General features: G+C 70.3%; 19 protein-coding genes and 3 tRNA genes. 19 read left to right on the top strand and 3 right to left on the bottom strand.

Annotated features, from left to right (window positions below; genetic code table 11):
- The 9 genes from QJS33_RS27245 to QJS33_RS27205 all read left to right on the top strand — a co-directional run.
- Positions 1 to 1,116, top strand: a 1,116-nt coding sequence (locus QJS33_RS27245) for an SbcC/MukB-like Walker B domain-containing protein (RefSeq protein WP_306370922.1), incomplete at its 5' end; no start/stop codon positions are given.
- A 250-nt stretch (positions 1,117 to 1,366) separates the two neighbouring features.
- Positions 1,367 to 3,460 carry an AAA family ATPase gene (locus QJS33_RS27240; RefSeq protein ID WP_372339723.1) on the top strand — a complete coding sequence of 698 codons (2,094 nt, stop codon included), beginning with the start codon at positions 1,367 to 1,369 and terminating at the stop codon, positions 3,458 to 3,460.
- Between the two features lie 252 nt (positions 3,461 to 3,712).
- A tRNA-Thr gene (locus tag QJS33_RS27235) sits at positions 3,713 to 3,788 on the top strand.
- A gap of 100 nt (positions 3,789 to 3,888) precedes the next feature.
- Positions 3,889 to 3,964 (top strand) — tRNA-Met (locus QJS33_RS27230).
- A gap of 119 nt (positions 3,965 to 4,083) precedes the next feature.
- Positions 4,084 to 4,248 carry a 50S ribosomal protein L33 gene (gene rpmG, locus QJS33_RS27225; RefSeq protein ID WP_026125254.1) on the top strand — a complete coding sequence of 55 codons (165 nt, stop codon included), beginning with the start codon at positions 4,084 to 4,086 and terminating at the stop codon, positions 4,246 to 4,248.
- Between the two features lie 130 nt (positions 4,249 to 4,378).
- Positions 4,379 to 4,822, top strand: a complete 444-nt coding sequence (locus QJS33_RS27220; RefSeq protein ID WP_306370923.1) for a MaoC family dehydratase N-terminal domain-containing protein — start codon at positions 4,379 to 4,381, stop codon at positions 4,820 to 4,822.
- A 33-nt stretch (positions 4,823 to 4,855) separates the two neighbouring features.
- Positions 4,856 to 5,281, top strand: coding sequence for a MaoC family dehydratase (locus QJS33_RS27215; protein ID WP_306370921.1), 426 nt, complete (start codon positions 4,856 to 4,858; stop codon positions 5,279 to 5,281).
- Positions 5,282 to 5,307: 26 nt separating this feature from the next.
- Complete coding sequence (locus QJS33_RS27210) at positions 5,308 to 6,402, top strand: UDP-N-acetylmuramate dehydrogenase (protein ID WP_306370920.1); 1,095 nt, start codon at positions 5,308 to 5,310, stop codon at positions 6,400 to 6,402.
- An 870-nt stretch (positions 6,403 to 7,272) separates the two neighbouring features.
- Positions 7,273 to 7,866, top strand: a complete 594-nt coding sequence (locus QJS33_RS27205) for a TMEM165/GDT1 family protein (protein ID WP_306370919.1) — start codon at positions 7,273 to 7,275, stop codon at positions 7,864 to 7,866.
- Between the two features lie 9 nt (positions 7,867 to 7,875).
- Here QJS33_RS27205 and QJS33_RS27200 read toward each other — a convergent pair whose 3' ends face one another.
- Both QJS33_RS27200 and QJS33_RS27195 read right to left on the bottom strand, forming a co-directional pair.
- A complete protein-coding gene (locus QJS33_RS27200; protein ID WP_306370918.1) occupies positions 7,876 to 8,922 on the bottom strand; it encodes an adenosine deaminase in 1,047 nt (348 codons plus the stop codon).
- A 295-nt stretch (positions 8,923 to 9,217) separates the two neighbouring features.
- Positions 9,218 to 10,426: a pyridoxal phosphate-dependent aminotransferase gene (locus QJS33_RS27195; RefSeq protein ID WP_306370917.1), complete on the bottom strand. Its 1,209-nt coding sequence runs from the start codon at positions 10,424 to 10,426 to the stop codon at positions 9,218 to 9,220.
- A 192-nt stretch (positions 10,427 to 10,618) separates the two neighbouring features.
- On the opposite strand from QJS33_RS27195, the gene QJS33_RS27190 reads away from it, so the two are divergent.
- The 5 genes from QJS33_RS27190 to rplA all read left to right on the top strand — a co-directional run bounded on the left by QJS33_RS27190 (position 10,619) and on the right by rplA (position 13,764).
- Positions 10,619 to 10,691, top strand: a tRNA-Trp gene (locus tag QJS33_RS27190).
- A 101-nt stretch (positions 10,692 to 10,792) separates the two neighbouring features.
- The gene (gene secE / locus QJS33_RS27185) at positions 10,793 to 11,047 is read left to right on the top strand and encodes a preprotein translocase subunit SecE (protein ID WP_220563413.1); all 255 of its coding nucleotides are present in this window, start codon (positions 10,793 to 10,795) and stop codon (positions 11,045 to 11,047) included.
- A 413-nt stretch (positions 11,048 to 11,460) separates the two neighbouring features.
- Positions 11,461 to 12,288 (top strand): transcription termination/antitermination protein NusG, encoded by an 828-nt coding sequence (nusG, locus tag QJS33_RS27180; protein WP_306370916.1) that lies wholly within the window; start codon positions 11,461 to 11,463, stop codon positions 12,286 to 12,288.
- Between the two features lie 251 nt (positions 12,289 to 12,539).
- Complete coding sequence (gene rplK, locus QJS33_RS27175) at positions 12,540 to 12,968, top strand: 50S ribosomal protein L11 (protein WP_220563411.1); 429 nt, start codon at positions 12,540 to 12,542, stop codon at positions 12,966 to 12,968.
- A gap of 118 nt (positions 12,969 to 13,086) precedes the next feature.
- A complete protein-coding gene (rplA, locus tag QJS33_RS27170) occupies positions 13,087 to 13,764 on the top strand; it encodes a 50S ribosomal protein L1 (protein ID WP_306370915.1) in 678 nt (225 codons plus the stop codon).
- 81 nt (positions 13,765 to 13,845) lie between these two features.
- On the opposite strand, the gene QJS33_RS27165 is transcribed toward rplA, so the two are convergent.
- Positions 13,846 to 14,703, bottom strand: coding sequence for a hypothetical protein (locus QJS33_RS27165; protein WP_306370914.1), 858 nt, complete (start codon positions 14,701 to 14,703; stop codon positions 13,846 to 13,848).
- 464 nt (positions 14,704 to 15,167) lie between these two features.
- Here QJS33_RS27165 and rplJ point away from each other — a divergent pair, with 464 nt between their 5' ends.
- The 5 genes from rplJ to QJS33_RS27140 all read left to right on the top strand — a co-directional run.
- Complete coding sequence (rplJ, locus tag QJS33_RS27160) at positions 15,168 to 15,695, top strand: 50S ribosomal protein L10 (protein ID WP_306370913.1); 528 nt, start codon at positions 15,168 to 15,170, stop codon at positions 15,693 to 15,695.
- A gap of 97 nt (positions 15,696 to 15,792) precedes the next feature.
- On the top strand, positions 15,793 to 16,182 hold the full coding sequence (gene rplL / locus QJS33_RS27155; RefSeq protein ID WP_306370912.1) for a 50S ribosomal protein L7/L12: 390 nt from the start codon (positions 15,793 to 15,795) through the stop codon (positions 16,180 to 16,182).
- Positions 16,183 to 16,907: 725 nt separating this feature from the next.
- Positions 16,908 to 20,375 (top strand): DNA-directed RNA polymerase subunit beta, encoded by a 3,468-nt coding sequence (gene rpoB / locus QJS33_RS27150; RefSeq protein ID WP_306370911.1) that lies wholly within the window; start codon positions 16,908 to 16,910, stop codon positions 20,373 to 20,375.
- A 34-nt stretch (positions 20,376 to 20,409) separates the two neighbouring features.
- Complete coding sequence (locus QJS33_RS27145; protein WP_306370910.1) at positions 20,410 to 24,288, top strand: DNA-directed RNA polymerase subunit beta'; 3,879 nt, start codon at positions 20,410 to 20,412, stop codon at positions 24,286 to 24,288.
- A gap of 124 nt (positions 24,289 to 24,412) precedes the next feature.
- A partial coding sequence (locus QJS33_RS27140; protein WP_372339722.1) for a hypothetical protein occupies positions 24,413 to 25,392 on the top strand: 980 nt, incomplete at its 3' end.

Below are 25,392 nucleotides of genomic sequence, written 5' to 3'. Positions count from 1 at the left end.
GCCGCCGCGGACTCCCCGCTGGCCGCCCTCCTGGCCGCCCGCCCGGGCACCGCCGCCGACCCGGCGGCCACCGCCCCGGAGACCCGCCTGGCCCTGCTGGGGGACTGCGTCGCCGCCCTGGAGGAGGGCCTGGCCGAGCAGGGAGAGGTCCCCGAGGTCGACGACAGCGCCATCCTGGGCAGCCGCGAGGAACTGAACCGGCTCCTCACCTCCGTCGGCTGGGCCCAGACCCGCACCGAACTCACCGAGCCCCGCGGCCTCAAACGCCTCACCGTCCACGACGAGGACGGCGCCCGCGACATCACCGCCTACGCCGAGAGCATCGCCGCCTCCGCCACCGGGGCCGCCGAGACCGTCGCCATCGCCGAGGAGGAGGCCTTCGAACGCCACCTGCTGGGCGAGCTGGCCGAACACCTGGCCCGCCAGATCGACGAGGCCCGCGCCCTCATCGAGACCATGAACGACGTCCTCAAGGACGTCACCACCTCCGCCGGCCTGGGTGTGCGCCTCGACTGGCGGCTGGCGCCGGACGCCGGGGCCGACATCGAGGCCGTCGTCTCGCTGCTGGCCACCCCGGCCGACCAGCGCACCCGCGTCCAGACCACCCGCCTGCGCGACGCCCTGCGCCGCTGCATCGAGGCCATCCGCCGCCTGGACCCCACCGCCACCGGCGGCGCCCAGCTGCGGGCCGCCCTGGACTACCGCTCCTGGTTCACGTTCACGGTCTACGTGACCGACGCCACAGGCGACGAGCGCCGCCTGGGCCACCGCACCGCCCTCAGCCAGGGCGAGCAGCGCGTCGTCGCCTACCTCGTGCTGTTCGCCGCGGCCGCCGCCCACTTCGACGCCCTGGCCGCCCGGGCGCCCTGGGCGCCGCGCCTCATCCTCCTCGACGACGCCTTCGCCAAGGTGGACGAGCCCACCCACGGCCGCCTGCTGGGCCTGCTCGTGGAACTCGACCTGGACTTCGTCCTCACCTCCGAACGAGTCTGGGGCTGCTTCGCCAGTGTGCCCAGCCTCAACATCTACGAATGCCTGCGCGACCCCAACGTGCCGGGCATCGCCACCCTGCACTTCACCTGGGACGGCAGCCGGCGCCGCCTGGTCGGCGTGTGACCCGTGCCCGTTCCGAACCTCCGCTTCGCTCCGGCCCGCCCCTCGCCCACCGCCCCCCTCGGCGGGTGGCCCACGGCCACGGGCCTTTCCCCGAAGGCCGCTCCTCCGGAGCCTCCGGAACCCCGCCGGCGCCTCGCGGGAACCGCTCCCGGGCGGCGCTCCGACCACCGCGTACCGACCTTTACGGGCGGTTCTCGTGCGGGCTGTCCTAGTCTGCTGGTGCAGGAACGACGACAGATGGGGTACGACAATGACCCGGGTGCCCGAGGGGATCGAGACAGGCGACCGCGCCGACGCCGCCACCGGTGACGACCCCACCGCCGCGGTCCTCATGGACGCGCTGGCGCGGTCGGGGCTGCCCCGCGGCATCCACTCCTGGGTCACCGCCGCCCTGTGGGGCGACGAGGCGCTGGAGGCCCGGGCCCGGGGACAGGAGGTGCCCGAGCCCCCGCCGCGGTCCGCGGTCCCACAGCCGGCGGGCCGGGTCCGCCGGGCCTACCTCACCCGCATCCGCGTCCAGGGCTTCCGCGGCATCGGCCGCCCGGCCGAGCTGGCCTTCCCCCCGGGGCCGGGCCTGACCGTCATCGTCGGCCGCAACGGCTCGGGCAAGTCCAGCTTCGCCGAGTCGGCCGAGGCCGCACTCACCGGCCGCAACCCCCGCTGGGACGCCATGCCCACCGGCTGGCGCGACGGCTGGCGCAACCTGCACTACGACGAGAGCACCGAGGCGACCGTCGACATCCTCATCGCGGGAGACGACGCACCCACCCGGATCACCCGTCGCTGGACCGGGGACAGCGTCCGCTCCGCCCGCGGCGAGATCATCCGCCCGGACGGGACCTCCGCCCCGCTGCGCACCCTCGACTGGGGCGAGGACCTGGTCCGCTACCGGCCGTTCCTGTCCTACGACGAACTGGGCCGCACCGTCTCCGGGCGCTCCGCCGAGCTGTACGACACGCTCACGGCCCTGCTGGGGCTCACCGGACTGGCGGAGGCCGAACGCCGCCTGGCGCGGTTCTGCGACTCCCTGGCCAAGCGCCGCGACCGCCCCTCCCGGGAGCTGCCCCGCCTGCTGGACGCGCTGCACGCCTGCGACGACCCGCGTGCGGCGCGCGCCGCGGAACTCCTCACCGGACCCGGCCTGGACCTGGACACCCTGCGCCGCCTGGCCGAGGACGACGGGCCCAGCGACCCCGGCCTGCACGTGGTGATGCGCCGTCTGCGCCGCCTGTCGGTGCCCGAACGCGTGGTGATGACCGACGTCGTCAACGAGCTGCGCGGCGCCGCCATGGAGCTGGCCATGGCGGCCGGCAACAAGAACGACCACGCCTACGGGGTGGTGCGCCTGCTGGAGGAGGCCGTCGAGCACCACCAGCGCCACCCGGGGGAGACGACCTGCCCCACCTGCGACACCCCCGGCGCCCTGGGCTCGGACTGGGTCCGCCGGGCCCAGGCCCGCCTGCGCGTCCTGCGCCAGCAGGCGGCCCCGGCCGCGGCCGCCCACGAACGCGCCGACGCCGCCCGCGACCAGGCCCGGTTCCTCATGGCCCCGGCCCCCTCCTGGCTGCCGCCCGACAGCGAACTGGGGCGGGTGTGGTCACTGTGGGAGTCGGGTTCCACCATCACCGACCTGGGCGAACTGGCCGACCACATCGAGACCGTCGGCAAGAGCCTGCGCGCCGCCGCCGTCAGCGCACGCCGGGACGCCTCCGAACGCCTGGAGGACCCCACCGGCGGCTGGGCCGAGGAGGCCGAGCGGCTGGGCGCCTGGCTCGACGACGCCAAGGACGCCCTGGGCGCCCGCGACACCCTGGCCGAGGCGGAGGCGGCGCTCACCTGGCTGTCGGAGCAGGCCCGCCTGCTGCGCGAGGAGCGCCTGGGCCCGGTGGCGGGCCAGGCCGAGCAGGTGTGGTTCCGGCTCCGCCAGGAACGCCACATCGACCTGCGGGGCATGCGCCTGATCGGGCGCGGGGCCCGCCGCCGGGTCGAGGTGGACGTCACCGTCGACGGCGTCGGCGACCAGACCAGCGCCCCCGGACTGCTCAGCCAGGGCGAGTTCCAGGCCCTGGCGCTGTCCATCTGCCTGCCGCGCACCCTGGTCGACGGCAACCCGTTCGGGTTCCTGGTGCTGGACGACCCGGTCCAGGCGATGGACACCGAGACCGTGGAGGGGCTGTCCGCCGTCCTGGCGGAGGTGGGCCGCCACCGCCAGCTGGTGGTGTTCACGCACGACACCCGGCTGCCCGACGCCCTGCGCCGGCTGGGGCTGCCCGCCACCATCCGCACCATCAACCGGGACGCCATGTCCAACGTGTGGGTCTCCGACGGTTCCGACCGGTACTGAACGGGCGGTGCGCGTCACGGCCGGGGGCCTCCCCGGCGGTCGGCGCGCACCCCCCGCACCTCCGAGAACCCCTGGGACACAGGGGTTCCGCGCTTCCCGGGCGGGGGGCGGGCGACCCGCTCCGGGGCGGGCCGTATCCGATTTGGCAGAGCACCCCCAAACCCATGTATAGTCATGACCAGCGCAAGGGGGAACGCCCCGGAGGGCCGGGCCGAAAGGCCGGGAACGACGGAGCGGGAACCCGGATGGCGTGCCCCTTTAGCTCAGTCGGCAGAGCGTCTCCATGGTAAGGAGAAGGTCTACGGTTCGATTCCGTAAAGGGGCTCCACCACTTGATGAGGTCCGGTCCACTCAGGTGGGTGGCCGGTGGATCTCCGCCGGCCGACCGGGGCGGTTCCGAACACCACGGAAACCACCCCTGTGATCGGGGCGGAGTAGCTCAGTCGGTAGAGCAAGCGGCTCATAATCGCTGTGTCGTCGGTTCAAGTCCGGCCTCCGCTACCACCTCGCCGACCCTTGGAAACCGCACATCGTGCACCAGGGGTCGCGGCGAGGACTTCGCAGTGTTCACCCTCGGTGCACTGCACGACCAAGTCCGTCTTCCACGAGAAAGGCACTCCGACGTGGCTGCCACAGACGTGAGGCCGAAGATCACCCTGGCCTGCCAGGAGTGCAATCACCGTAACTACATCACGCGCAAGAACCGTCGGAACACCCCCGACCGGCTCACGATCAAGAAGTTCTGCCCGAACTGCCGCAAGCACAACGAGCACCGCGAGACCCGCTAGGTCCGTGTGAGCCGTTGCGGTCGATCACACCGCGCGTGAGGAGCACGGCTTCTCATAGACTTCGAGCCCGGTGAGCTATCAGCTCACCGGGCCGTTCGCGTCCCAGGGCACCTTTCAGGAGAGGCAGAGCGTGGCGATCAACCCCGACTACGTGGGCCGGGAGTACCGGGCCCCGGAGGCCTACGAGGTCACCCGCGTCAAGATCCGCGAGTTCGCGGAGGCCGTGGGCGACACCGCCCCCGTCCACACCGACCCGACCGCGGCCAAGGCCGCCGGGTACGCCGACGTGGTGGCCCCGCCCACCTTCCCCGTCATCCTCGGCATGGCGGGCTCCGCCCAGGCCATCGCCGACCCCGAGCTGGGCGTCGACTTCTCCCGCGTCGTCCACGGCGACCAGGGCTTCCACTACAGCCGCCCGGTGGTCGCCGGCGACGTCCTCGACACCGTCACCCGCATCACCGACGTCAAGGCGCTGGGCGGCAACGAGCTGCTCACCCTGGAGACCGTCGCCACCGACGCCTCCGGCGACCACGTCGTCACGGCGGGCATGATGCTCGTCGTCCGCGGCGAGTAGACCACCGGCCCCCACAATCCGAGGAACGCGACCGTGAGCAAGCTGCGCCACGCCGACGTCGAGGTCGGCACCGAGATCCCCGAGCGGACCTTCACCGTCCGCCGCCTGGACCTGATCCGCTACGCCGGGGCGTCGGGCGACTTCAACCCCATCCACTGGAACGAGCGCTTCGCCAAGTCCGTCGGCCTGCCCGACGTGATCGCGCACGGCATGTTCACCATGGCCCAGGCGGCCCGCCTCATCACCGACTGGACCGGCGACCCCGGCGCCGTCGTCGACTACTCGGTGCGCTTCTCCGCGCCCGTCGTGGTCCCCGACGACGACGAGGGCGCCGAGATCGCCGTCGGCGGCACCGTCAAGAAGAAGCACGACGACGGCACGGTCACCGTCGCCCTGAGCGCCCGCTCCGGCGGCGCCAAGGTCCTGGCCCGCTCCACCGTCGTCGTCCGCCTGGCCTGAGGCCGCAGCAGCAGGAGGAACACCCCGTGTCCGCACACACCGAACCGTCCGCCGTCCGCCTGGCCGACCACACCACCCTCGGCCTGGGCGGCCCCGCCCGGTCCTACCGGCGGGTCGGGTCCACCGACGACCTCGTCGCGGCCGTCGCCGCGGCCGACGCCGCCGGCGAACCGGTGCTGGTCCTGGGCGGCGGCAGCAACCTGGTGGTCGCAGACGCGGGGTTCCCCGGCACCGTGGTCCACATCGCCTCCCAGGGCGTGACCTTTCAGGAGACCGGCACGATCGACCCGGCCACCGGCGAACCCGTGGTCCTGCTGCGCGCCGAGGCCGGCGTGGAGTGGGACCCGCTGGTGGAGCGGGTCGTCGCCGAGGGCCTCAACGGCCTGGAGTTCCTCTCCGGCATCCCCGGCCGGGTCGGCTCCACCCCCATCCAGAACGTCGGCGCCTACGGCCAGGACGTCTCCCAGACCGTCCGCGAGGTGCTGGTGTACGACCGGCGCGAAGGCGGGCGCCGGGTGCTGTCGGCCGCCGAGTGCGGGTTCACCTACCGCGACAGCGTCTTCAAGGGCGACGACCGGTACGTGGTGTGCGAGGTCGTCTTCGCCCTGCACCGCGGCAAGCTCTCCCGCCCCGTCGCCTACGCCGAGGTCGCCCGCAGCCTGGGGGTCGAGGCCGGGGAGCGGGTCCCCATGGAGCGCGCCCGCGAGACCGTCCTGGACCTGCGCCGCGGCAAGGGCATGGTCCTGGACCCCGCCGACCCCGACACCCGCAGCGCCGGGTCGTTCTTCACCAACCCGGTCGTCACCGCCGAGGAGTTCGCCGCGGTGCGCGAGCGCGCCGCCGAGCGGCTGGGCCCGGACGTCCCGGTGCCCGGCCACCCCGACGCCGACGGCCGCGTCAAGCTGTCCGCGGCCTGGCTCATCGACCGCGCCGGGTTCGGCAAGGGCTACGGCTCCGGTCCGGCCCGGCTGTCCGGCAAGCACACCCTTGCCCTGACCAACCGGGGCGGGGCCACCACCGCCGATCTCCTGGACCTGGCCCGCGAGGTCCGCGCCGGTGTGGAAGAGGCCTTCGGGGTGCGCCTGGTCAACGAGCCGGTGATGATCGGCATCTCGCTCTAGGCGTACCGGCCACGGAGGCCGGATACGGGCCGGTGGCGGTTCGACGCCGGGAGAGGGCCTCCGGCCTGGGTGCGGATCGTCGAGATCGACACCCGAAGAAGGTCGGGAGGCCCGCCACGGCCCGCATCGCCCGCGCCGACGCCGTGCCCACACCCGCCGGGCACCGGGCCCCGGCCCGCTGCGTCGTCGAGGACGGACGGCCGCTACGACGGGCCGCCGAGCGCATCCGGGGCGGGAAGGGCGTGGTCGATGCCTCCGGTCCGCCCGCACCACGGCCCCCACCCGCCGCGAGCGCCGCGTCATCGAGTTCCGCGTGCTCGAACGCCGGGGACCGGCCCGCCGAACGCATCCGGACCAGCGTCAGCATCACCGAACGGTGGGTCGACCGCTGCCGCATCCGGGGCGGGAAGGGCGTGGTCGATGCCTCCGGTCCGCCCGCACCACGGCCCCCACCCGCCGCGAGCGCCGCGTCATCGAGTTCCGCGTGCTCGAACGCCGGGGACCGGCCCGCCGAACGGTTGCCGGAAAGAAGGCCCGAAAAACGGATCACCCGCAGCCAATTTCAAAGTGAGGCCGGCCGAACACTGTAATTCGACCGGCCTCCTCGGTGAATTCGCCCGATCCATGAATTGCGAATTCAATCAACTCTGCCCTAAAGTCGAACACGTCGAAGGGGAGTAGTCCCCGATCGCGTGGTCGACATACTGGACCCCCTGTGGTCCCGGTCACGCGGGCCCCACCATGCCTCCCTCCCCGCCGGAGGGGCGGACGACAGGGGCGGACGAGACCTTCGACCCGGCCATCACCACGACCGGGTCGAAGGGGATCATCCGCTCCCTTCCGCCCATACCGCCACGGGGGAGAGGAAATATGACGGCATTTCTCGCGGGTCTCGCATTCAGCGCCCTGGCCGTTTTCGTCGCCGAGATGGGTGACAAGACCCAGCTCGTCGCCATGTCACTGGCGACCCGCTACCGCGCGCTCACCGTCGTCCTCGGCATCACCGCCGCCACCGCGGTCGTGCACATCGCGAGCGTGCTCATCGCCGAGGTGCTGGGCGCGTCCCTGCCCACCGACTGGATCACCCTCGTCGCGGGCATCGCGTTCCTGATCTTCGGCGCCTGGACGCTGCGCGGCGACGAGATGTCCGCCAAGGACGAGGAACGCGCCGCCTCCCGGCGCATCAAGTCCGTGTTCGTCACGGTCTTCACGGTGTTCTTCATCGCCGAGCTGGGCGACAAGACCATGCTGACCACCATCACCGTCGGCACGCAGTACGACTGGCTGCCGGTGTGGGTCGGCTCCACCGTCGGGATGGTCGCCGCCGACGCCATCGCCATCGCCCTGGGCGCGGTCCTGGGCAGGAAGCTCCCGGAGCGGGCCATCCGGACCGGCGCCGCGTCCCTGTTCTTCGTCGCGGGCGCGGTCATGGTCGGCCAGGGCGTCCTCATGCTCCTGACCTGACCCCGTCGGTCAGTCCTGCGCTTCGGGATCGGCGGCCAGCCAGGCCTCGACCCCGGACAGCATCTCCTTCTTGAGCGAGTCCGGCGCACCCGAACCCCGGATCGACATCCGTGCCAGCTCGGCCAGCTCCGGGTCGGTGAACCCGAACACCTCGCGGGCGATCCGGTACTGCTCCACCAGGCGCGGACCGAACAGCAGCGGGTCGTCGGTCCCCAGCGCGATCGGCGCGCCGGCGTCGAACAGCCTCCGCAGCGGCACGTGCTCCAGCTCGTTGAACACCCCCAGGCCCACGTTGGAGGTCGGGCAGATCTCCAGCGTGACCCCCTGCGTGGCGATCCGCTCCACCAGGTACGGGTCCTCGACCGCCCGCACCCCGTGCCCCACCCGGTCGGCCTCCAGCTCGTCCAGGCACTCCCGGACGCTCAGCGGCCCCTGGAGCTCGCCGCCGTGCGGGGTCGACAGCAGCCCGGCCCTGCGGGCGATCCGGAACGCCGCCTCGAACTCCCGGGCCCGGCCGCGCCGCTCGTCGTTGTTGAGCCCGAACGACACCACGCCCCGGCCCGCGTACTGGCGGGCCAGCCGGGCCAGCGCCCGGGCGTCCAGCGGGTGCCGCGTGCGGTTGGCCGCCACCATGATCCCGACGCCCACCCCGGTGTCGCGCTCGGCGGCCCGGGCGGCGTCCAGCACCAGTTCCAGGGTGGCGGTCAGCCCGTCGAAGAGCGCCGCGTACCCGCTGGGGTCCACCTGGATCTCCAGCCAGCCGGAGCCGGCCGCGCGCTCGTCCTCGGCCGCCTCGCGCAGCAGCCGGTACATGTCCTCGGGCTCGCGCAGCACCGAGCGGGCGATGTCGTAGAGGCGCTGGAACCGGAACCAGCCGCGCTCGTCGGTGGCGCGCAGCCTGGGCGGCCACTCGGTCACCAGGGCCTGGGGCAGGTGCACGCCCCGCCTCTCGGCCAGCTCCACCAGTGTGGAGTGCCTCATCGACCCGGTGAAGTGGAGGTGCAGATGGGCCTTGGGCAGCCGGTCCAAGCGGCGGCCGGTGATGGGTGTCTCCATGCACCAAGCCTGCCGTATCCGAGCCGTCCGTGGTGCCGGAGCCGGCCACTTCCCCGGTGATGCGCTGCACACGCCGCGGGCCCGCCCGGAACGATCCGGACGGGCCCGCGCGGCGGTACAGGGTGTGTTCGACGGATGCCTTCGATCGGTTCGGCGCCCGCGCCGATGATCACGGGCGGCCTCCGGGTGATCTCTCGCAGGACGACCGGCGGGAGTGCCCCTGCCGTGCGGCGCCCCGCAGCGGGGCCCGCCCGGAGGCCGCCGAGACAGAGTGATCCGTCGAACGGCCCTCAGGCTACTCGGCCTCGGCCAGGAGCTTCTGGACACGGCTGACGCCCTCGACCAGGTCCTCGTCGCCCAGCGCGTAGGACAGGCGCAGGTAGCCCGGGGTGCCGAAGGCCTCGCCCGGGACCACCGCGACCTCGGCCTCGTCCAGGATCAGTTCGGCCAGCTCGGTGGAGGTCTGCGGGCGGCGGCCGCGGATCTCCTTGCCCAGCACGCCCTTGACCGACGGGTAGGCGTAGAACGCACCCTGCGGCTCCGGGCAGAACACGCCGTCGATCTCGTTGAGCATCCGCACGATGGTCTTGCGGCGGCGGTCGAACGCCTTCTTCATCTCCTCCACGGCGGCCAGGTCGCCCGACACCGCGGCGATCGCGGCGGCCTGGGACACGTTGGCGACGTTGGAGGTGGCGTGCGACTGGAGGTTGCTCGCGGCCTTGACGACGTCCTTGGGCCCGATGACCCACCCCACGCGCCAGCCGGTCATCGCGTACGTCTTGGCGACGCCGTTGACGATGACGGTGCGGTCGGCGATCTCGGGCACCTCGACCGGCAGCGAGGAGAACTCGGCGTCCCCGTAGACCAGGTGCTCGTAGATCTCGTCGGTGAGCACCCACAGGCCGTGCTCGTTCGCCCACCGGCCGATGGCGCGCACCTGCTCGCGCGGGTAGACGGCGCCGGTCGGGTTGGAGGGGGAGACGAACAGCAGGACCTTGGTGCGCTCGGTGCGCGCCGCCTCCAGCTGCTCCACGCTCGCCAGGTAGCCGGTGGTCTCGTCGGTGACCACGTAGACCGGCACACCGCCCGCGAGCTTGATGGACTCGGGGTAGGTCGTCCAGTACGGGGCGATGACGATGACCTCGTCGCCCGGGTCGAGCAGGGCGGCGAACGCCTCGTAGATGGCCTGCTTGCCGCCGTTGGTCACCAGGACCTGGGCGGGCTCCACCTGGTAGCCGGAGTCGCGGGCGGTCTTCTCCGCGATGGCCTTCTTCAGCTCGGGCAGGCCGCCGGCCGGGGTGTAGCGGTGGTACCTCGGCTCGCGGGCGGCGGCGATCGCCGCCTCCACGATGTAGTCCGGAGTCGGGAAGTCCGGTTCCCCCGCGCCGAAGCCGATGACGGGACGGCCCTCCGCCTTCATGGCCTTGGCCTTGGCGTCCACGGCGAGGGTTGCGGACTCGGAGATGGCGCTGATGCGTGCAGAGACACGGGGTCGGTTGGTCATGCCACCCATGGTGTCATGTGAGGCCGTGCCCGTGGCGGGGTGGTCCGGAACCTCCGGGGAGGTAATCGGTTTGGACCCGTGCGGGGGAACCCGTAAACTCTCACACGTCGGCCGGTCGTGGCCCAGGTGTTACGCACCGGCGGTGTGCGGACACGTCACGGACCGGCTATGGTGGGAGCGCGGTTTCCGCATAGGGCAGTGGCTCAATTGGCAGAGCACCGGTCTCCAAAACCGGCGGTTGGGGGTTCGAGTCCCTCCTGCCCTGCACGACCGTTCGCGCGGCGTGGCGGCCTGACCGGCCGCCCCGTCGCGCGAACGGGCTTTCCTGCTATCTCGGGGAACAACCCGCGACCCTAAGGACCCCAGGTGACTCAGACTGACGCCGACGCCAAGCCCGGCAAGGAGCCCACGCGCCGCACCGGTCCGGTGACGTTCACCAAGCAGGTCGTCGGCGAGCTGCGCAAGGTGCGTTGGCCCACGCGCCGCGAGCTGGTCACCTACACCATCGTGGTCCTGGTCTTCGTGGTCATGATCCTGGGTTACGTCTCGCTCCTCGACTGGGGCTTCGGCGAGGCCGTCACCTGGCTCTACGGCACCTTCGGCACCCCCGAGGGCCTCTAGGGCGTGTTCCGCGGACACCCACCCTGCCGCGTTCTCGTCGGTCGACAGGAGAACCCGCCCTGACTCCTGCTTCGGCCCTGCGATGAATGCACCGGGACCCCGCTCGCGACGAGCGGAACCCACGGAGAACGCTCTGGTGCCACCCGTATCGGCCACCTGACCGGCCCCGGGCCCGCGGGGTCGCAGATATCACAGGCCGCGTTCCGCCCCGTGCGGGACGCGGCCTCGCCCGTGCGCGCGTTGGCCCCGCGCCGCGCCGGGAGAGCTTAAGCTGACAGGACCGGGTCCCGAACCGGGCGCCCCGCGCGGCGTTCCGGCCCCGGCGCAGCGCAGAACCGCTGGGCATCGAGAAGCGCTGGGCGGAACCGAGGAGGGGCCGCGCAGCGCACCCGACGAGAGAAAGAGCAGCAGCCGTGTCCGAGTCCCCACTGACCAATGACGACTTCCCCGAAGAGGAGCCGGGTCAGTCGTCGGCGGAAGCGACCGGCCTGGCGGGCGAGCCGTCCGAGGAGGCCGCGCAGGCCGACTCCGACGGCGCCGAGCTGACCGACGCCGGGTCGGCCGATGACGCCGAGCCGACCGACGAGGTCGAGCCGGCCGACGACGAGGACGCGGAGGAGGCCGCAGAGGCCCCGCGCCTCGACCCCGTCGAGGAGTTCAAGAACGAGCTCTTCCTGCTCCCCGGCGACTGGTACGTCGTGCACACCTACGCGGGGTACGAGAAGCGGGTCAAGGCCAACGTCGAGAGCCGCACCCAGTCCCTCAACATGGAGGAGTACATCTTCCAGGTCGAGGTCCCCGAGCACCAGGTCACCGAGGTCAAGAGCGGCAAGCGCCAGCAGGTCACCGAGAAGGTCCTGCCCGGCTACGTGCTCGTCCGCATGGACCTCACCGACGAGTCCTGGTCGGCCATCCGCAACACCCCCGGTGTGACCGGCTTCGTGGGCCTGTCCAACAAGCCCGCCCCGCTCAGCCTCACCGAGGTCGCCAAGCTGCTGGCGCCCGAGCCGGAGGAGGAGCCGGAGCAGGCCCAGAAGGTCAAGGCCGGCGGTGTGGAGATCCGCTCCGACGTCGCCTACGAGGTCGGCGAGTCCGTCACGGTCATGGAGGGCCCGTTCGCGACCCTGCCCGCCACCGTGAGCGAGATCAACCCGGACACCCAGAAGCTCAAGGTGCTGGTGTCGATCTTCGGCCGCGAGACCCCGGTCGAGCTGTCGTTCAACCAGGTCGCCAAGATCTGATCCGGTGACCGCGCCCGGGTACTCGCCCGGGCGGCGTAGACTTGGTGGGTCCGCCTCGTGCGGACCCACTCGCGTGCCCGGCCCCCGGCCGGGTGCGCACGGCCCGCCCGGTCCCGGCGGGCCGCGGCCCGGCGTCTTCACCGCCGGGCGCGGTTCCTCCCACCGCTGTGGTTCCCCGGCCGTTCCCGGCCGTGCGGTGCCCCGGGAGGACAGGGACCGGTACACAACGCAGATCAGGCAAAGGACCCGATATGCCTCCGAAGAAGAAACTGGCCGCACTCGTCAAGGTGCAGCTGCCCGCCGGTCAGGCGACCCCGGCTCCGCCCGTCGGTACCGCTCTCGGTCCGCACGGCGTCAACATCATGGACTTCTGCAAGCAGTACAACGCTGCCACGGAGTCCCAGCGCGGCAACGTGATCCCGGTCGAGATCTCGATCTACGAGGACCGGTCCTTCACCTTCGTCACGAAGACGCCGCCGGCGCCGAAGCTGATCCTGAAGGCCGCGGGCCTGGACAAGGCCGCCACCGACCCGGGTCGCAGCACGGCCGGTTCCATCACCGCCGAGCAGGTCCGCGAGATCGCGCAGACCAAGCTGCCCGACCTCAACACCGACGACATCGAGGCCGCCGCCAAGATCGTCGCCGGCACCGCCCGCTCGATGGGCATCGAGGTCAAGTAGCCCCGTCATCCGGCCGGTGGTACCGGTCGGCCGAGGGATGCTCGACAGTTCCAGAACCGAATCGTGGCAGGGCCTCGCGCTGGCCCACAGACCACACGTTCCCCATAAGGAGAACAGCGTGAAGCGCAGCAAGAACCACCGCAAAGCCAGCGAGCTGGTGGACCGCGACAAGCAGTACGCCCCCTCCGAGGCCGTGAAGCTGGCCAAGGAGACCTCCACCACCAAGTTCGACGCGACCGTCGAGGTGGCCCTGCGCCTGGGCGTCGACCCGCGCAAGGCCGACCAGATGGTCCGCGGCACCGTCAACCTGCCGCACGGCACCGGTAAGACCGCACGGGTCCTGGTCTTCGCGACCGGTGAGCGTGCCGAGCAGGCTCTGGCCGCGGGCGCCGACATCATCGGCGACGACGAGATGATCGAGAAGGTGGCCAAGGGCTTCACCGACTTCGACGCCGTCGTCGCCACCCCGGACCTCATGGGCAAGGTCGGTCGCCTCGGCCGCGTCCTGGGTCCGCGCGGCCTGATGCCGAACCCCAAGACGGGCACGGTCACCCCCGACGTGGCCAAGGCCGTCACCGACATCAAGGGCGGCAAGATCGAGTTCCGCGTGGACCGTCACGGGAACCTGCACTTCATCATCGGCAAGGCCTCCTTCGGCGAGCAGCAGCTGCTGGAGAACTTCCAGGCCGCCCTCGACGAGGTGACCCGTCTCAAGCCGTCCGCCGCCAAGGGGCGCTACATCAAGAAGGCCGTGGTCTCCACGACCATGGGCCCGAGCATCCCGCTTGAGGTCTGACGGTCCTCCTGACGTGAAACGGCCCCCGGCTCCGCAAGGAGCCGGGGGCCGTCGCCGTTCCCGGGGTGGGCGTCGGTGCTGTTACATGGTGCCGATGGCGTCGTCGGCGGGCAGCTCGAACGACGTCGAGCCGACGGAGGAGAACTCCATCTGCACCGTGGTGGCTTCGTCGACGAACTCCAGACGCATGGGAAAGCCCTCGTCGGAGACCCAGAGCTTGGTCTTCAGGTCACCGGCGACGTCCGTGCCGAAGAGGGCCTCGAAGGCGGCGCTGCCCTCCGCGGACAGCCCCTGGATGTCCTCTGAGGTCAGGGTGCCCGCGACAACGGTGGTGTTCACACCGTCGACGGACTCCTGGCCGACCTCCTCGATCTGCTCCAGCTCGCCGAAGGACCCCACCATGTCCGGCAGGTGCGAGACGTCGAAACTCTCGGCGAGGTCCGGGCCGCCCGTCCCGGAGGTGTCCTCCACCCACTCGGTGCCGGTGCCGTAGATGTCGTGCGGGTTGGCGAGAAGGAAACGGTCGTCCGCGGTGGCGATCGACGTGACGGTGGAGAGGTCCTCGGCGGTCACGCCGTCCGGCAGGGTGCCGCCCAGTTCCAGCAGCTGGACCATCATCTCCCCGTAGAAGGGCATGTCCATCTCGATCTTGACCGCCTGCGGGTCGTCCATGACCTGGTAGGACATGGTCACCGGCATGGGTTCACCGGAATCGGGGTCGGACATGGAACCGTCGATGTCGAGGGTGTAGTTGCCGACCTCGGCGGTGCTCTCGCTCAGGGTGGCGAGCAGGTCGGTGAGGCCGCCCCCGCCGCCGTTCTCCTCCGCGGCGGCCTCGGTGGCCTCCTCGGTCGGCTCGGGGGACTCCTCGGAGCCGCAGGCGGCGAGGGACAGGGCCAGGACCCCGGCGGTGAACAGGGCCGGGACTCGGGTCTTCACGGTGCTTGTATCGCTTTCTCTCAGGGGGATGAGCACCAGGGAGCGGGGTGTGCTCGATGCCGTCGATGCTCCCATGCGAGGTGGACATTTCCGGACTTGTTTATCCTGTGCCACTTCGATGGTCCCCAGGTCCACGCGGTTCCGGCACCCTTTCGGGTGAGCACCGTCACATCAGGGGCTCCCGAAAGCGGAGGTTCGAGCACCCCCCGGGTCGGGTACGATGGTTTCTTGCCGAAGACCGCTGGTCGTCACCCGAACGGGTGACCTAAGGACCCATCCGCGATGGGCGCCCGCGCAGGTGTCACAAGAGCTTTCCCGTACCGCCCGTACGCGCTCCGCGCGATCGGGGACCGGATACGTGGACGTGCCCCGTGCGCCTCGCGCTCGGGGCTTTTTCTCGTGCTGACGCTCGTCGCTGCGCGGGTCCTTGGGAATCACCGGCGTTCAATGTTGGAAGGAGTCCCATGGCGAGGCCGGACAAGGCAGCCGCGGTCGCCGCACTCTCGGAGGAGTTCCGTGAGTCCAGCGGTGCCGTGCTGACCGAATACCGGGGGCTCACTGTGGCTCAGCTCACCGAGCTGCGCCGTAGCCTCGGCCAGAACGCGCGTTTCTCCATCGTGAAGAACACGCTGACCAAGCTGGCGCTCAAGGAGGCCGGTGTCGAGGCGCAGATCGATGATCTGCTCGTCGGCCCGTCCGCCGTCGCCTTCGTCCACGGTGACGTGGTCGAGGCCGCCAAGGGTCTGCGCGACTTCGCCAAGGCGAACTCGCCGCTGGTGATCAAGGGCGGCATCATCGACGGCAAGTCGATGACCGCCGAGGACGTCACCAAGCTGGCCGATCTGGAGTCCCGAGAGGTTCTCCTCTCGAAGCTTGCCGGCGCGCTCAAGGCCAAGCAGGGCCAGGCCGCCGCCGTCTTCCAGGCGCTGCCGTCCAAGACCGTGCGTCTCGCACAGGCCCTGGCGGACAAGCGTTCCGAGGAAGCCGCTTAAACCCTTTGGACCACGGCGGGTGCCGACGGCGCCCGGCCACTGGCTCGCACGTGATGCCCCACAGCGCGCGTGTTCGTAAAGAAAGAGAGATCGCATCATGGCGAAGCTCAGCAACGAGGACCTGCTTGCCGCGTTCGAGGAGATGACCCTCCTTGAGCTGTCCGAGTTCGTGAAGCTCTTCGAGGACAAGTTCGACGTCACCGCCGCCGCTCCGGCCGCCGTCGTCGCCGCCGCCCCGGGTGCCGGTGGCGGCGCTGCCGCCGTCGAGGACGAGAAGGACGAGTTCGACGTCGTCCTGGAGTCCGCCGGCGACAAGAAGATCCAGGTCATCAAGGAGGTCCGCGGCCTCACGAGCCTGGGCCTCAAGGAGGCCAAGGACCTGGTCGACAACGCTCCGAAGCCGGTGCTCGAAGGCGCCAACAAGGAGACGGCCGAGAAGGCCAAGGCCGCTCTTGAGGGCGCCGGCGCCACCGTCACCCTCAAGTAGTCCTGTACGGGCCGCACGCGGCCCGTCGACTGCCCGCGCGGCCGTCCACCCCCTTCGGGGGGAGGGCGGCCGCGTTCGTGTGTCCAGGGGCGCCCCGCGTGTGTCCGGGGCCTCGGGGAGGTCCCCCGCGGAGAGCGGGGGGCGCCGCGCCGAACATGAGTCCGCGGCGGTGAACTCTCGGGTGCGTGTGCGAAGCTGGTCCGGACCCGGACCCGGACCCGGGGCGCGGGCGTCGGCCGGGGAGCGGGGCCGCGGGGCGGGGCGGCCCGCGGATGCGGATCGTCCCCGGGACACGGTAATCTCCGGTGCCGGGAATCTTGAGAGGCCCGGGGGCGAGTGTTTACCCGCCCGCCCCGGGGGAACCCTTCCGGGTGTCCGATGGCTCACACAAACCCCCAGGGCCAGGGCGAGCGCGCAGTCCACCGGACGGATCGGCCCCGCGCAGGGGTTGACGGATCGCCTTCCACAGGTGATCCTGCCGGTGTCGTGAGTTGCGCTGTGGACCATGAGTGGACAGCGGTGTAGTATTCGGCTACACTGCTCTTTTGCGCTGCCCTTTGGTGATCCCTGTGCCGGTGACCGGCTGCCGACCAGCCCGTTTCGTCTGGACACGGTACCCGTTCCCGCTCGATGTGACCGTCTCAACCGCGTTGCGGCGGTCCTTCTCGTGACGGATCGTCTGGCGTGCGCGCTTCAACCGCCACAAGCCTTCGGAAGGACCCCTGTTGGCAGCCTCGCGCAACGCCTCCGCTAACGCCCTTGGTCCGCACCGCGTTTCTTTCGCCCGTATCCAGGAACCCCTTGAGGTTCCGAACCTGCTTGCCCTGCAGACCGAGTCGTTCGACTGGCTGCTTGGCAACGACAAGTGGAAGGCCCGGGTCGAATCGGCCCGGAACGCTGGCCGCAAGGACGTTACGGAGCAGTCCGGTCTCGAAGAGATCTTCGAGGAGATCAGCCCGATCGAGGACTTCTCGGGCACGATGTCCCTGTCGTTCCGTGACCACCGGTTCGAGCCGCCCAAGAACACGGTCGACGAGTGCAAGGAACGGGACGCCACCTACTCCGCGCCGATGTTCGTCACCGCGGAGTTCATCAACAACGACACCGGTGAGATCAAGAGCCAGACGGTCTTCATGGGCGACTTCCCGCTCATGACCGACAAGGGCACCTTCATCATCAACGGCACCGAGCGTGTCGTCGTCTCCCAGCTGGTCCGCTCCCCGGGCGTCTACTTCGACAAGTCCGTCGACAAGACCACCGACAAGGACCTCTTCGGCTGCAAGGTCATCCCGTCCCGCGGTGCCTGGCTGGAGTTCGAGGTCGACAAGCGCGACTTCGTCGGCGTCCGCATCGACCGCAAGCGCAAGCAGGGCGTCACCGTCCTGCTCAAGGCGCTGGGCTGGACCACCGACCAGATCCTGGAGCGTTTCGGCCAGTACGAGTCCATCCGCAACACGCTGGAGAAGGACCCGACCGCCGGCACCGACGACGCGCTGCTGGACATCTACCGCAAGCTGCGCCCGGGAGAGCCGCCCACGAAGGAGTCGGCCCAGGCGCTGTTGGAGAACCTCTACTTCAACCCCAAGCGCTACGACCTGGCCAAGGTCGGCCGCTACAAGATCAACAAGAAGCTCGGTCTGGACACCGACTACACGCAGGGCACGCTGACCGAAGAGGACATCGTCGCCACCATCGAGTACCTCGTGCGCCTGCACGCGGGCGAGAAGGAGCGGGAGACCGCGCTCGGCACCCTGCCGATCGAGGTCGACGACATCGACCACTTCGGCAACCGCCGCCTGCGCACCGTCGGCGAGCTCATCCAGAACCAGGTCCGCCTGGGCCTGGCCCGCATGGAGCGCGTGGTCCGCGAGCGGATGACCACCCAGGACGTCGAGGCGATCACGCCGCAGACCCTGATCAACATCCGCCCCGTCGTGGCCTCCATCAAGGAGTTCTTCGGCACCTCGCAGCTGTCGCAGTTCATGGACCAGACCAACCCGCTGGCGGGTCTGACCCACAAGCGCCGCCTGTCGGCGCTGGGTCCGGGCGGTCTGTCCCGTGAGCGCGCGGGCTTCGAGGTCCGCGACGTGCACCCGTCCCACTACGGCCGCATGTGCCCGATCGAGACCCCCGAAGGTCCCAACATCGGCCTCATCGGCTCGCTGGCCGCGTACGGGCGGGTCAACCCGTTCGGCTTCGTGGAGACCCCGTACCGCAAGGTCGTCGACGGTCGCATCACCGACCGGGTCGACTACCTCACCGCGGACGAGGAGGACCGGTACATCATCGCGCAGGCCAACACGCCGATGAACGCCGACGGCACCTTCGCCGAGGACCGCGTGCTCGTCCGCCGCAAGGGCGGCGAGTTCGAGCAGGTCGGCACCGACGAGGTCGACTACATGGACGTGTCGCCGCGCCAGATGGTGTCGGTCGCCACCGCCATGATCCCGTTCCTGGAGCACGACGACGCCAACCGCGCGCTCATGGGCTCCAACATGCAGCGCCAGGCCGTGCCGCTGCTGCGGGCCGAGTCCCCGTTCGTCGGCACCGGCATGGAGTACCGCGCCGCCACCGACGCCGGTGACGTCGTGCTCGCCGAGAAGGCCGGTGTGGTCGAGGACGTCACCGCCGACTACGTCACCGTCATGGCCGACGACGGCACCCGCAAGACGTACCGCCTGCACAAGTTCCAGCGCTCCAACCAGGGCACGTGCTTCAACCAGCGCCCCATCGTCACCGAGGGGCAGCGGGTCGAGGAGCGCCAGGTCCTGGCCGACGGCCCGTCCACCGACCAGGGTGAGATGTCGCTGGGCAAGAACCTCCTCGTGGCGTACATGTCGTGGGAGGGCCACAACTACGAGGACGCGATCATCCTCTCCCAGCGCCTGGTGCAGGACGACGTCCTCTCCTCGATCCACATCGAGGAGCACGAGGTCGACGCCCGCGACACCAAGCTGGGCCCGGAGGAGATCACCCGCGAGATCCCCAACGTCAGTGAAGAGGTCCTCGCCGACCTCGACGACCGGGGCATCATCCGCATCGGCGCCGAGGTCGTCGACGGCGACATCCTCGTCGGCAAGGTCACGCCCAAGGGCGAGACCGAGCTGACCCCGGAGGAGCGCCTGCTGCGCGCCATCTTCGGTGAGAAGGCCCGCGAGGTCCGCGACACCTCCCTGAAGGTGCCGCACGGCGAGTCCGGCAAGGTCATCGGCGTCAAGGTGTTCAGCCGCGAGGAGGGCGACGAGCTCGCCCCCGGCGTGAACGAGATGGTCCGCGTCTACGTGGCCCAGAAGCGCAAGATCACCGACGGCGACAAGCTCGCCGGCCGCCACGGCAACAAGGGCGTCATCTCCAAGATCCTCCCGCAGGAGGACATGCCCTTCCTGGAGGACGGCACCCCCGTCGACATCATCCTCAACCCGCTGGGCGTCCCCGGCCGAATGAACGTCGGCCAGGTACTGGAGGTCCACCTGGGCTGGCTGGCCAAGAACGGCTGGTTGGTCGAGGGGGTGGAAGAGGACTGGCAGCGGGCGCTCGACGCCATCGGCGCCACCGACGTCCCGCCCGACTCCAGGGTCGCCACGCCGGTCTTCGACGGCCTGCACGGTGACGAGCTCAGCGGTCTCATCACGTCGGTCCGCCCGAACAAGGACGGCAACCGCCTCATCAACGCGGACGGCAAGGCACGCCTGTTCGACGGCCGCACCGGTGAGCCCTTCGCCGAGCCCATCTCCGTCGGCTACAAGTACATCCTGAAGCTCCACCACCTCGTGGACGACAAGATCCACGCGCGCTCCACCGGCCCGTACTCCATGATCACCCAGCAGCCGCTGGGCGGTAAGGCGCAGTTCGGCGGCCAGCGCTTCGGTGAGATGGAGGTGTGGGCGCTGGAGGCGTACGGCGCCGCCTACGCCCTCCAGGAGCTGCTCACCATCAAGTCCGACGACGTGGTGGGCCGGGTCAAGGTCTACGAGGCCATCGTCAAGGGCGAGAACATCCCCGAGCCGGGCATCCCTGAGTCCTTCAAGGTGCTCATCAAGGAGATGCAGTCGCTCTGTCTGAACGTGGAGGTGCTGTCCAGTGACGGTATGTCCATCGAGATGCGGGACAGCGACGAGGACGTCTTCCGCGCGGCGGAAGAACTGGGAATCGACCTGGGTCGGCGCGAGCCGAGCAGTGTCGAAGAGGTCTAACTTCCGCATTCTTCGAGAGCAGGGGACGAATTAAGTGCTCGACGTCAACTTCTTCGACGAGCTGCGCATCGGCCTGGCCACGGCCGACGATATTCGCCAGTGGTCGCACGGCGAGGTCAAGAAGCCCGAAACCATCAACTACCGCACCCTCAAGCCCGAGAAGGACGGCCTCTTCTGCGAGAAGATCTTCGGCCCGACCCGGGACTGGGAGTGCTACTGCGGCAAGTACAAGCGCGTCCGCTTCAAGGGCATCATCTGTGAGCGCTGCGGCGTCGAGGTGACCCGCGCCAAGGTGCGCCGTGAGCGGATGGGCCACATCGAACTGGCCGCTCCCGTCACGCACATCTGGTACTTCAAGGGTGTGCCCTCCCGCCTGGGCTACCTGCTGGACCTGGCGCCGAAGGATCTCGAAAAGATCATCTACTTCGCCGCCTACATGGTCACGTGGGTGGACACCGAGGCCCGTGAGCGCGACCTCCAGTCCCTGGAGGCGCGGATCGCGGTCGAGAAGCAGCACATGGAGCAGCGCCGCGACTCCACCATCGAGGAGCGGCACCGCAAGCTCGAAGCCGACCTGGCCGAGCTTGAGGAGCAGGGTGCCAAGGGCGACGCGCGCCGCAAGGTGCGCGAGGGCGCCGAGCGCGAGATGCGCCAGCTGCGCGACCGCGCCCAGCGCGAGATCGACCGCCTCGACGAGGTCTGGAACCGGTTCAAGAACCTCAAGGTCCAGGACCTCGAAGGCGACGAGATGCTCTACCGCGAGATGCGGGACCGCTTCGGGAAGTACTTCCGCGGCGGCATGGGCGCCCAGGCCATCCAGGACCGGCTCGCCAACTTCGAGCTGGAGGAGGAGGCCGAGAAGCTCCGCGAGACCATCCGCACCGGCAAGGGCCAGAAGAAGGCCCGCGCCCTCAAGCGGCTCAAGGTCGTCTCGGCGTTCCTCAACACCCGCAACAGCCCCATGGGCATGGTGCTGGACTGCATCCCGGTGATCCCGCCGGACCTGCGTCCGATGGTGCAGCTGGACGGCGGCCGCTTCGCGACCTCCGACCTCAACGACCTGTACCGCCGTGTCATCAACCGCAACAACCGCCTCAAGCGGCTGTTGGACCTCGGCGCGCCCGAGATCATCGTCAACAACGAGAAGCGGATGCTCCAGGAGGCCGTCGACGCGCTGTTCGACAACGGCCGCCGCGGCCGGCCCGTCACCGGGCCCGGCAACCGTCCGCTCAAGTCGCTGTCCGACATGCTCAAGGGCAAGCAGGGCCGGTTCCGCCAGAACCTGCTGGGCAAGCGCGTCGACTACTCCGGCCGTTCGGTCATCGTCGTCGGCCCGCAGCTGAAGCTGCACCAGTGCGGTCTGCCCAAGCAGATGGCCCTGGAGCTCTTCAAGCCGTTCGTGATGAAGCGCCTGGTCGACCTGAACCACGCGCAGAACATCAAGAGCGCCAAGCGCATGGTGGAGCGGTCCCGCCCCGTCGTGTGGGACGTCCTCGAAGAGGTCATCACCGAGCACCCGGTTCTGCTCAACCGCGCCCCGACCCTGCACCGCCTGGGCATCCAGGCGTTCGAGCCGCAGCTGGTCGAGGGCAAGGCCATCCAGATCCACCCGCTCGTGTGCACCGCGTTCAACGCGGACTTCGACGGTGACCAGATGGCCGTGCACCTGCCGCTGTCCGCCGAGGCCCAGGCCGAGGCGCGGCTGCTGATGCTCGCCACCAACAACATCCTCAAGCCGTCCGACGGCAAGCCCGTGACCATGCCCACCCAGGACATGATCATCGGCCTGTACTACCTGACGACGGAGCGGGCGGGGGCCGCCGGCGAGGGCCGTGCGTTCCGCGGTCCGGCCGAGGCGATCATGGCCTACGACCTGGGCGACCTCGACCTCCAGGCGAAGATCCGCCTGCGCATCGAGGACGGCGCCCCGGCTCCCAAGGACTGGACGCCGCCGGAGAACTGGCAGCCGGGCGAGCCGTACACCCTGGAGACCACCCTGGGCCGGTACCTCTTCAACGAGACCACCCCGGTGGACTACCCGTACATCAACTACCAGGTCGGCAAGAAGCAGATCTCGGTGCTGGTCAACGACCTCGCCGAGAACTACCCCAAGGTGCAGGTCGCCACGACCCTGGACGCCCTCAAGGACGCCGGTTACCGCTGGGCCACCCGGTCCGGTCTGACCATCGGCATCGAGGACGTCGTCGCGCCGCCGCAGAAGGCGGAGATCCTCGCGGGCTACGACCGCAAGGCCGACAAGATCCAGCGGGAGTACGACCGCGGTCTCATCACCGACGACGAGCGCCGCAACGAGCTCACCGAGGTGTGGACCCAGGCCACCGCCGAGGTCGCCAAGAACATGGAGGACAACTTCCCCGCCGACAACCCGGTGTGGATGATGGTCCAGTCCGGCGCCCGAGGCAACCCGATGCAGGTGCGCCAGATCGCCGGTATCCGCGGTCTGGTCTCCAACACCAAGGGTGAGACGATCCCGCGTCCGATCAAGTCCTCCTACCGCGAGGGCCTGTCCGTGCTGGAGTACTTCATCTCCACGCACGGTCAGCGAAAGGGCCTGGCCGACACCGCGCTGCGGACCGCCGACTCGGGTTACCTGACCCGTCGCCTGGTGGACGTCGCCCAGGACGTCATCGTCCGGGAGATCGACTGCGGCACCGACCGGTCGCTGTGGCACGAGATCGGTGAGAAGAACACCGCCGGCGTCGTCGTGCGCAAGCACAACGTCGAGAACACCGGCTTCGGCCGCACCCTGGCCGAGGACGTCCACGACGCCAACGGCGAGCTGGTGCTGCCGGCGCTGTCCGACACCTCCGAGCAGAACATCGACAAGCTGATCGCAGCCGGGGTCACCCGGGTGCGCATCCGCTCGTCGCTGACCTGCGAGGCGAAGATCGGCGTCTGCACCACCTGCTACGGCCGCTCCATGGCCACCGGCAAGCCGGTGGACGTCGGTGAGGCGATCGGTATCATCGCGGCCCAGTCCATCGGTGAGCCCGGTACCCAGCTGACCATGCGGACCTTCCACATGGGCGGTTCGGCCGGTCAGGACATCACCCACGGTCTGCCCCGTGTCCAGGAGCTCTTCGAGGCCCGCATCCCCAAGGGTGTGGCCCCGATCTCCGAGGTCGAGGGTCGGATCCGGATCGACGACACCGAGAAGAGCCGCAAGATCGTCGTCATCCCCGACGACGGCACCGACGAGATCGCCTACCCGGTCCCCATGCGCGCCCAGCGCCTGGTGGACGAGGGCGACCACGTCAAGGTGGGCCAGCAGCTCATCCAGGGTGCGATCAACCCGCACGAGGTCCTGCGCATCCAGGGTCCGCGCGCGGTGCAGCAGCACCTGGTGTCCGAGGTCCAGGAGGTGTACAAGTCGCAGGGTGTGTCCATCCACGACAAGCACATCGAGATCATCGTGCGCCAGATGCTCAAGCGCGTGAACATCCTGGAGTCGGGCGACACCGAGCTGCTGCCCGGCGAGATGGTCGAGCGGCCCAAGTTCGAGCAGATCAACCGCCGTGTCGTTTCCGAGGGCGGACAGCCCGCGGCCGGTCGTCCGGTGCTGCTCGGCATCACCAAGGCGTCGCTGGCCACCGAGTCGTGGCTGTCGGCGGCCTCCTTCCAGGAGACCACCCGAGTGCTCACCGAGAACGCGATCCACGGCAAGAGCGACCCGCTGCTCGGCCTGAAGGAGAACGTCATCATCGGTAAGCTCATCCCGGCCGGTACGGGCATCCCCCAGTACCGCAACATCCGGGTGGAGCCCACCGAGGAGGCCAAGGCCTCGATGTACTCGGTCTCCGGTTACGAGGAGCCGAGCGAGTACACCTTCGGGCAGGGCTCCGGCGAGGCCGTGCCGCTGGAGGAGTACGACTTCGGGCCGTACAACCGGTAACGAAGTGAACTGACGGCGGCGGCCTGCCGCCCCTTGCGGGGGGCGGTGCCGCCGCCGTTCGGTTGTAACGAGGGGTCCGTGACACGGGCCGGGGATAGGGCGCCACGGCGCCGGCGGGAGAGGCATGACTGATAACGGGGGCGGACGGGATTCCGGCGGTGGCGCTTCGTGGTTCAAGCCGAGTGAGGACCGCCACCTCAGGCAGTCGGACTACCAGGACCCGCTTGAGGGCCAGGAACAGCAGCAGGAGGAGACGGTCTTCCCGGACAGCGGGGGGTACGCGGGCCTGAGCTCGTCACGCCCCGCTCTGGCGGACCCGTATCCGGAGGCACTGGGCGGGCCTCCCGTGGAACCGCCCAACCCCCTGTCCTACCCGGGTGCGGGAGAGGCGGCCTACCGGCCGCTCACCCGGATCCCGGGAGAGGACACCGAACCGAAGACCCAGGAGATCCCGGCCCTGCGCCCGGACTCCGAACCCCTGTGGGCCGACACCCCCGCCCCGGGGCCCGCCACCCCCACCGGTACCGAGCGCGCCCCCTGGGAGGCGGACGCCGGCCCGGTCGGCGTTCCCGCCCCGGCCTGGAACGCCGACGGCGTGCACGGTGCGCACGAGGGGGGCGGCGACCTGCGCGACTCCGCCGCCGGTGACCCGGGCACCGCTTGGGGCGCGGACGGCCGCGGCCCCGGAGCCGACCTCCACGACGACCGCGCGCCCTGGGACGCCGACGGTGTCCGCGACACCGGTGCGATGTCCGGCGGCGCCGAATCCCGTGATCCTGTGACCCCCGGACACCCGGGCGCCGCCTGGGGCGCCGACGACCGCGGTGAGCACACCCCCTGGGACACCGGTGGCGCCGGTGCGACGGCCGGGGGCACGGACCTGCGGGACCCCTCGGCCGGGCAGCCGAACGCCTCCTGGGACACGGACGCCGATCCGATCGGCGGGACCGCCCCGGCCTGGGGTGCCGGTGCCGCCGACGCGGGCGATGAGCGTGCCCCCTGGGAGGCCGACGCCGATCCGCTCGGCGACCGTGCGTCCGCTTGGGACGGCGACCGTCGGGATGCGGATGCCGATCCGCTCGGCGGTCGTGCTGCCTGGGATGT

This window comes from Nocardiopsis sp. CC223A (assembly GCF_030766825.1).
In the GTDB taxonomy this organism is placed as follows: domain Bacteria; phylum Actinomycetota; class Actinomycetes; order Streptosporangiales; family Streptosporangiaceae; genus Nocardiopsis.
This window is presented reverse-complemented; position numbering and strand designations above follow the sequence as displayed.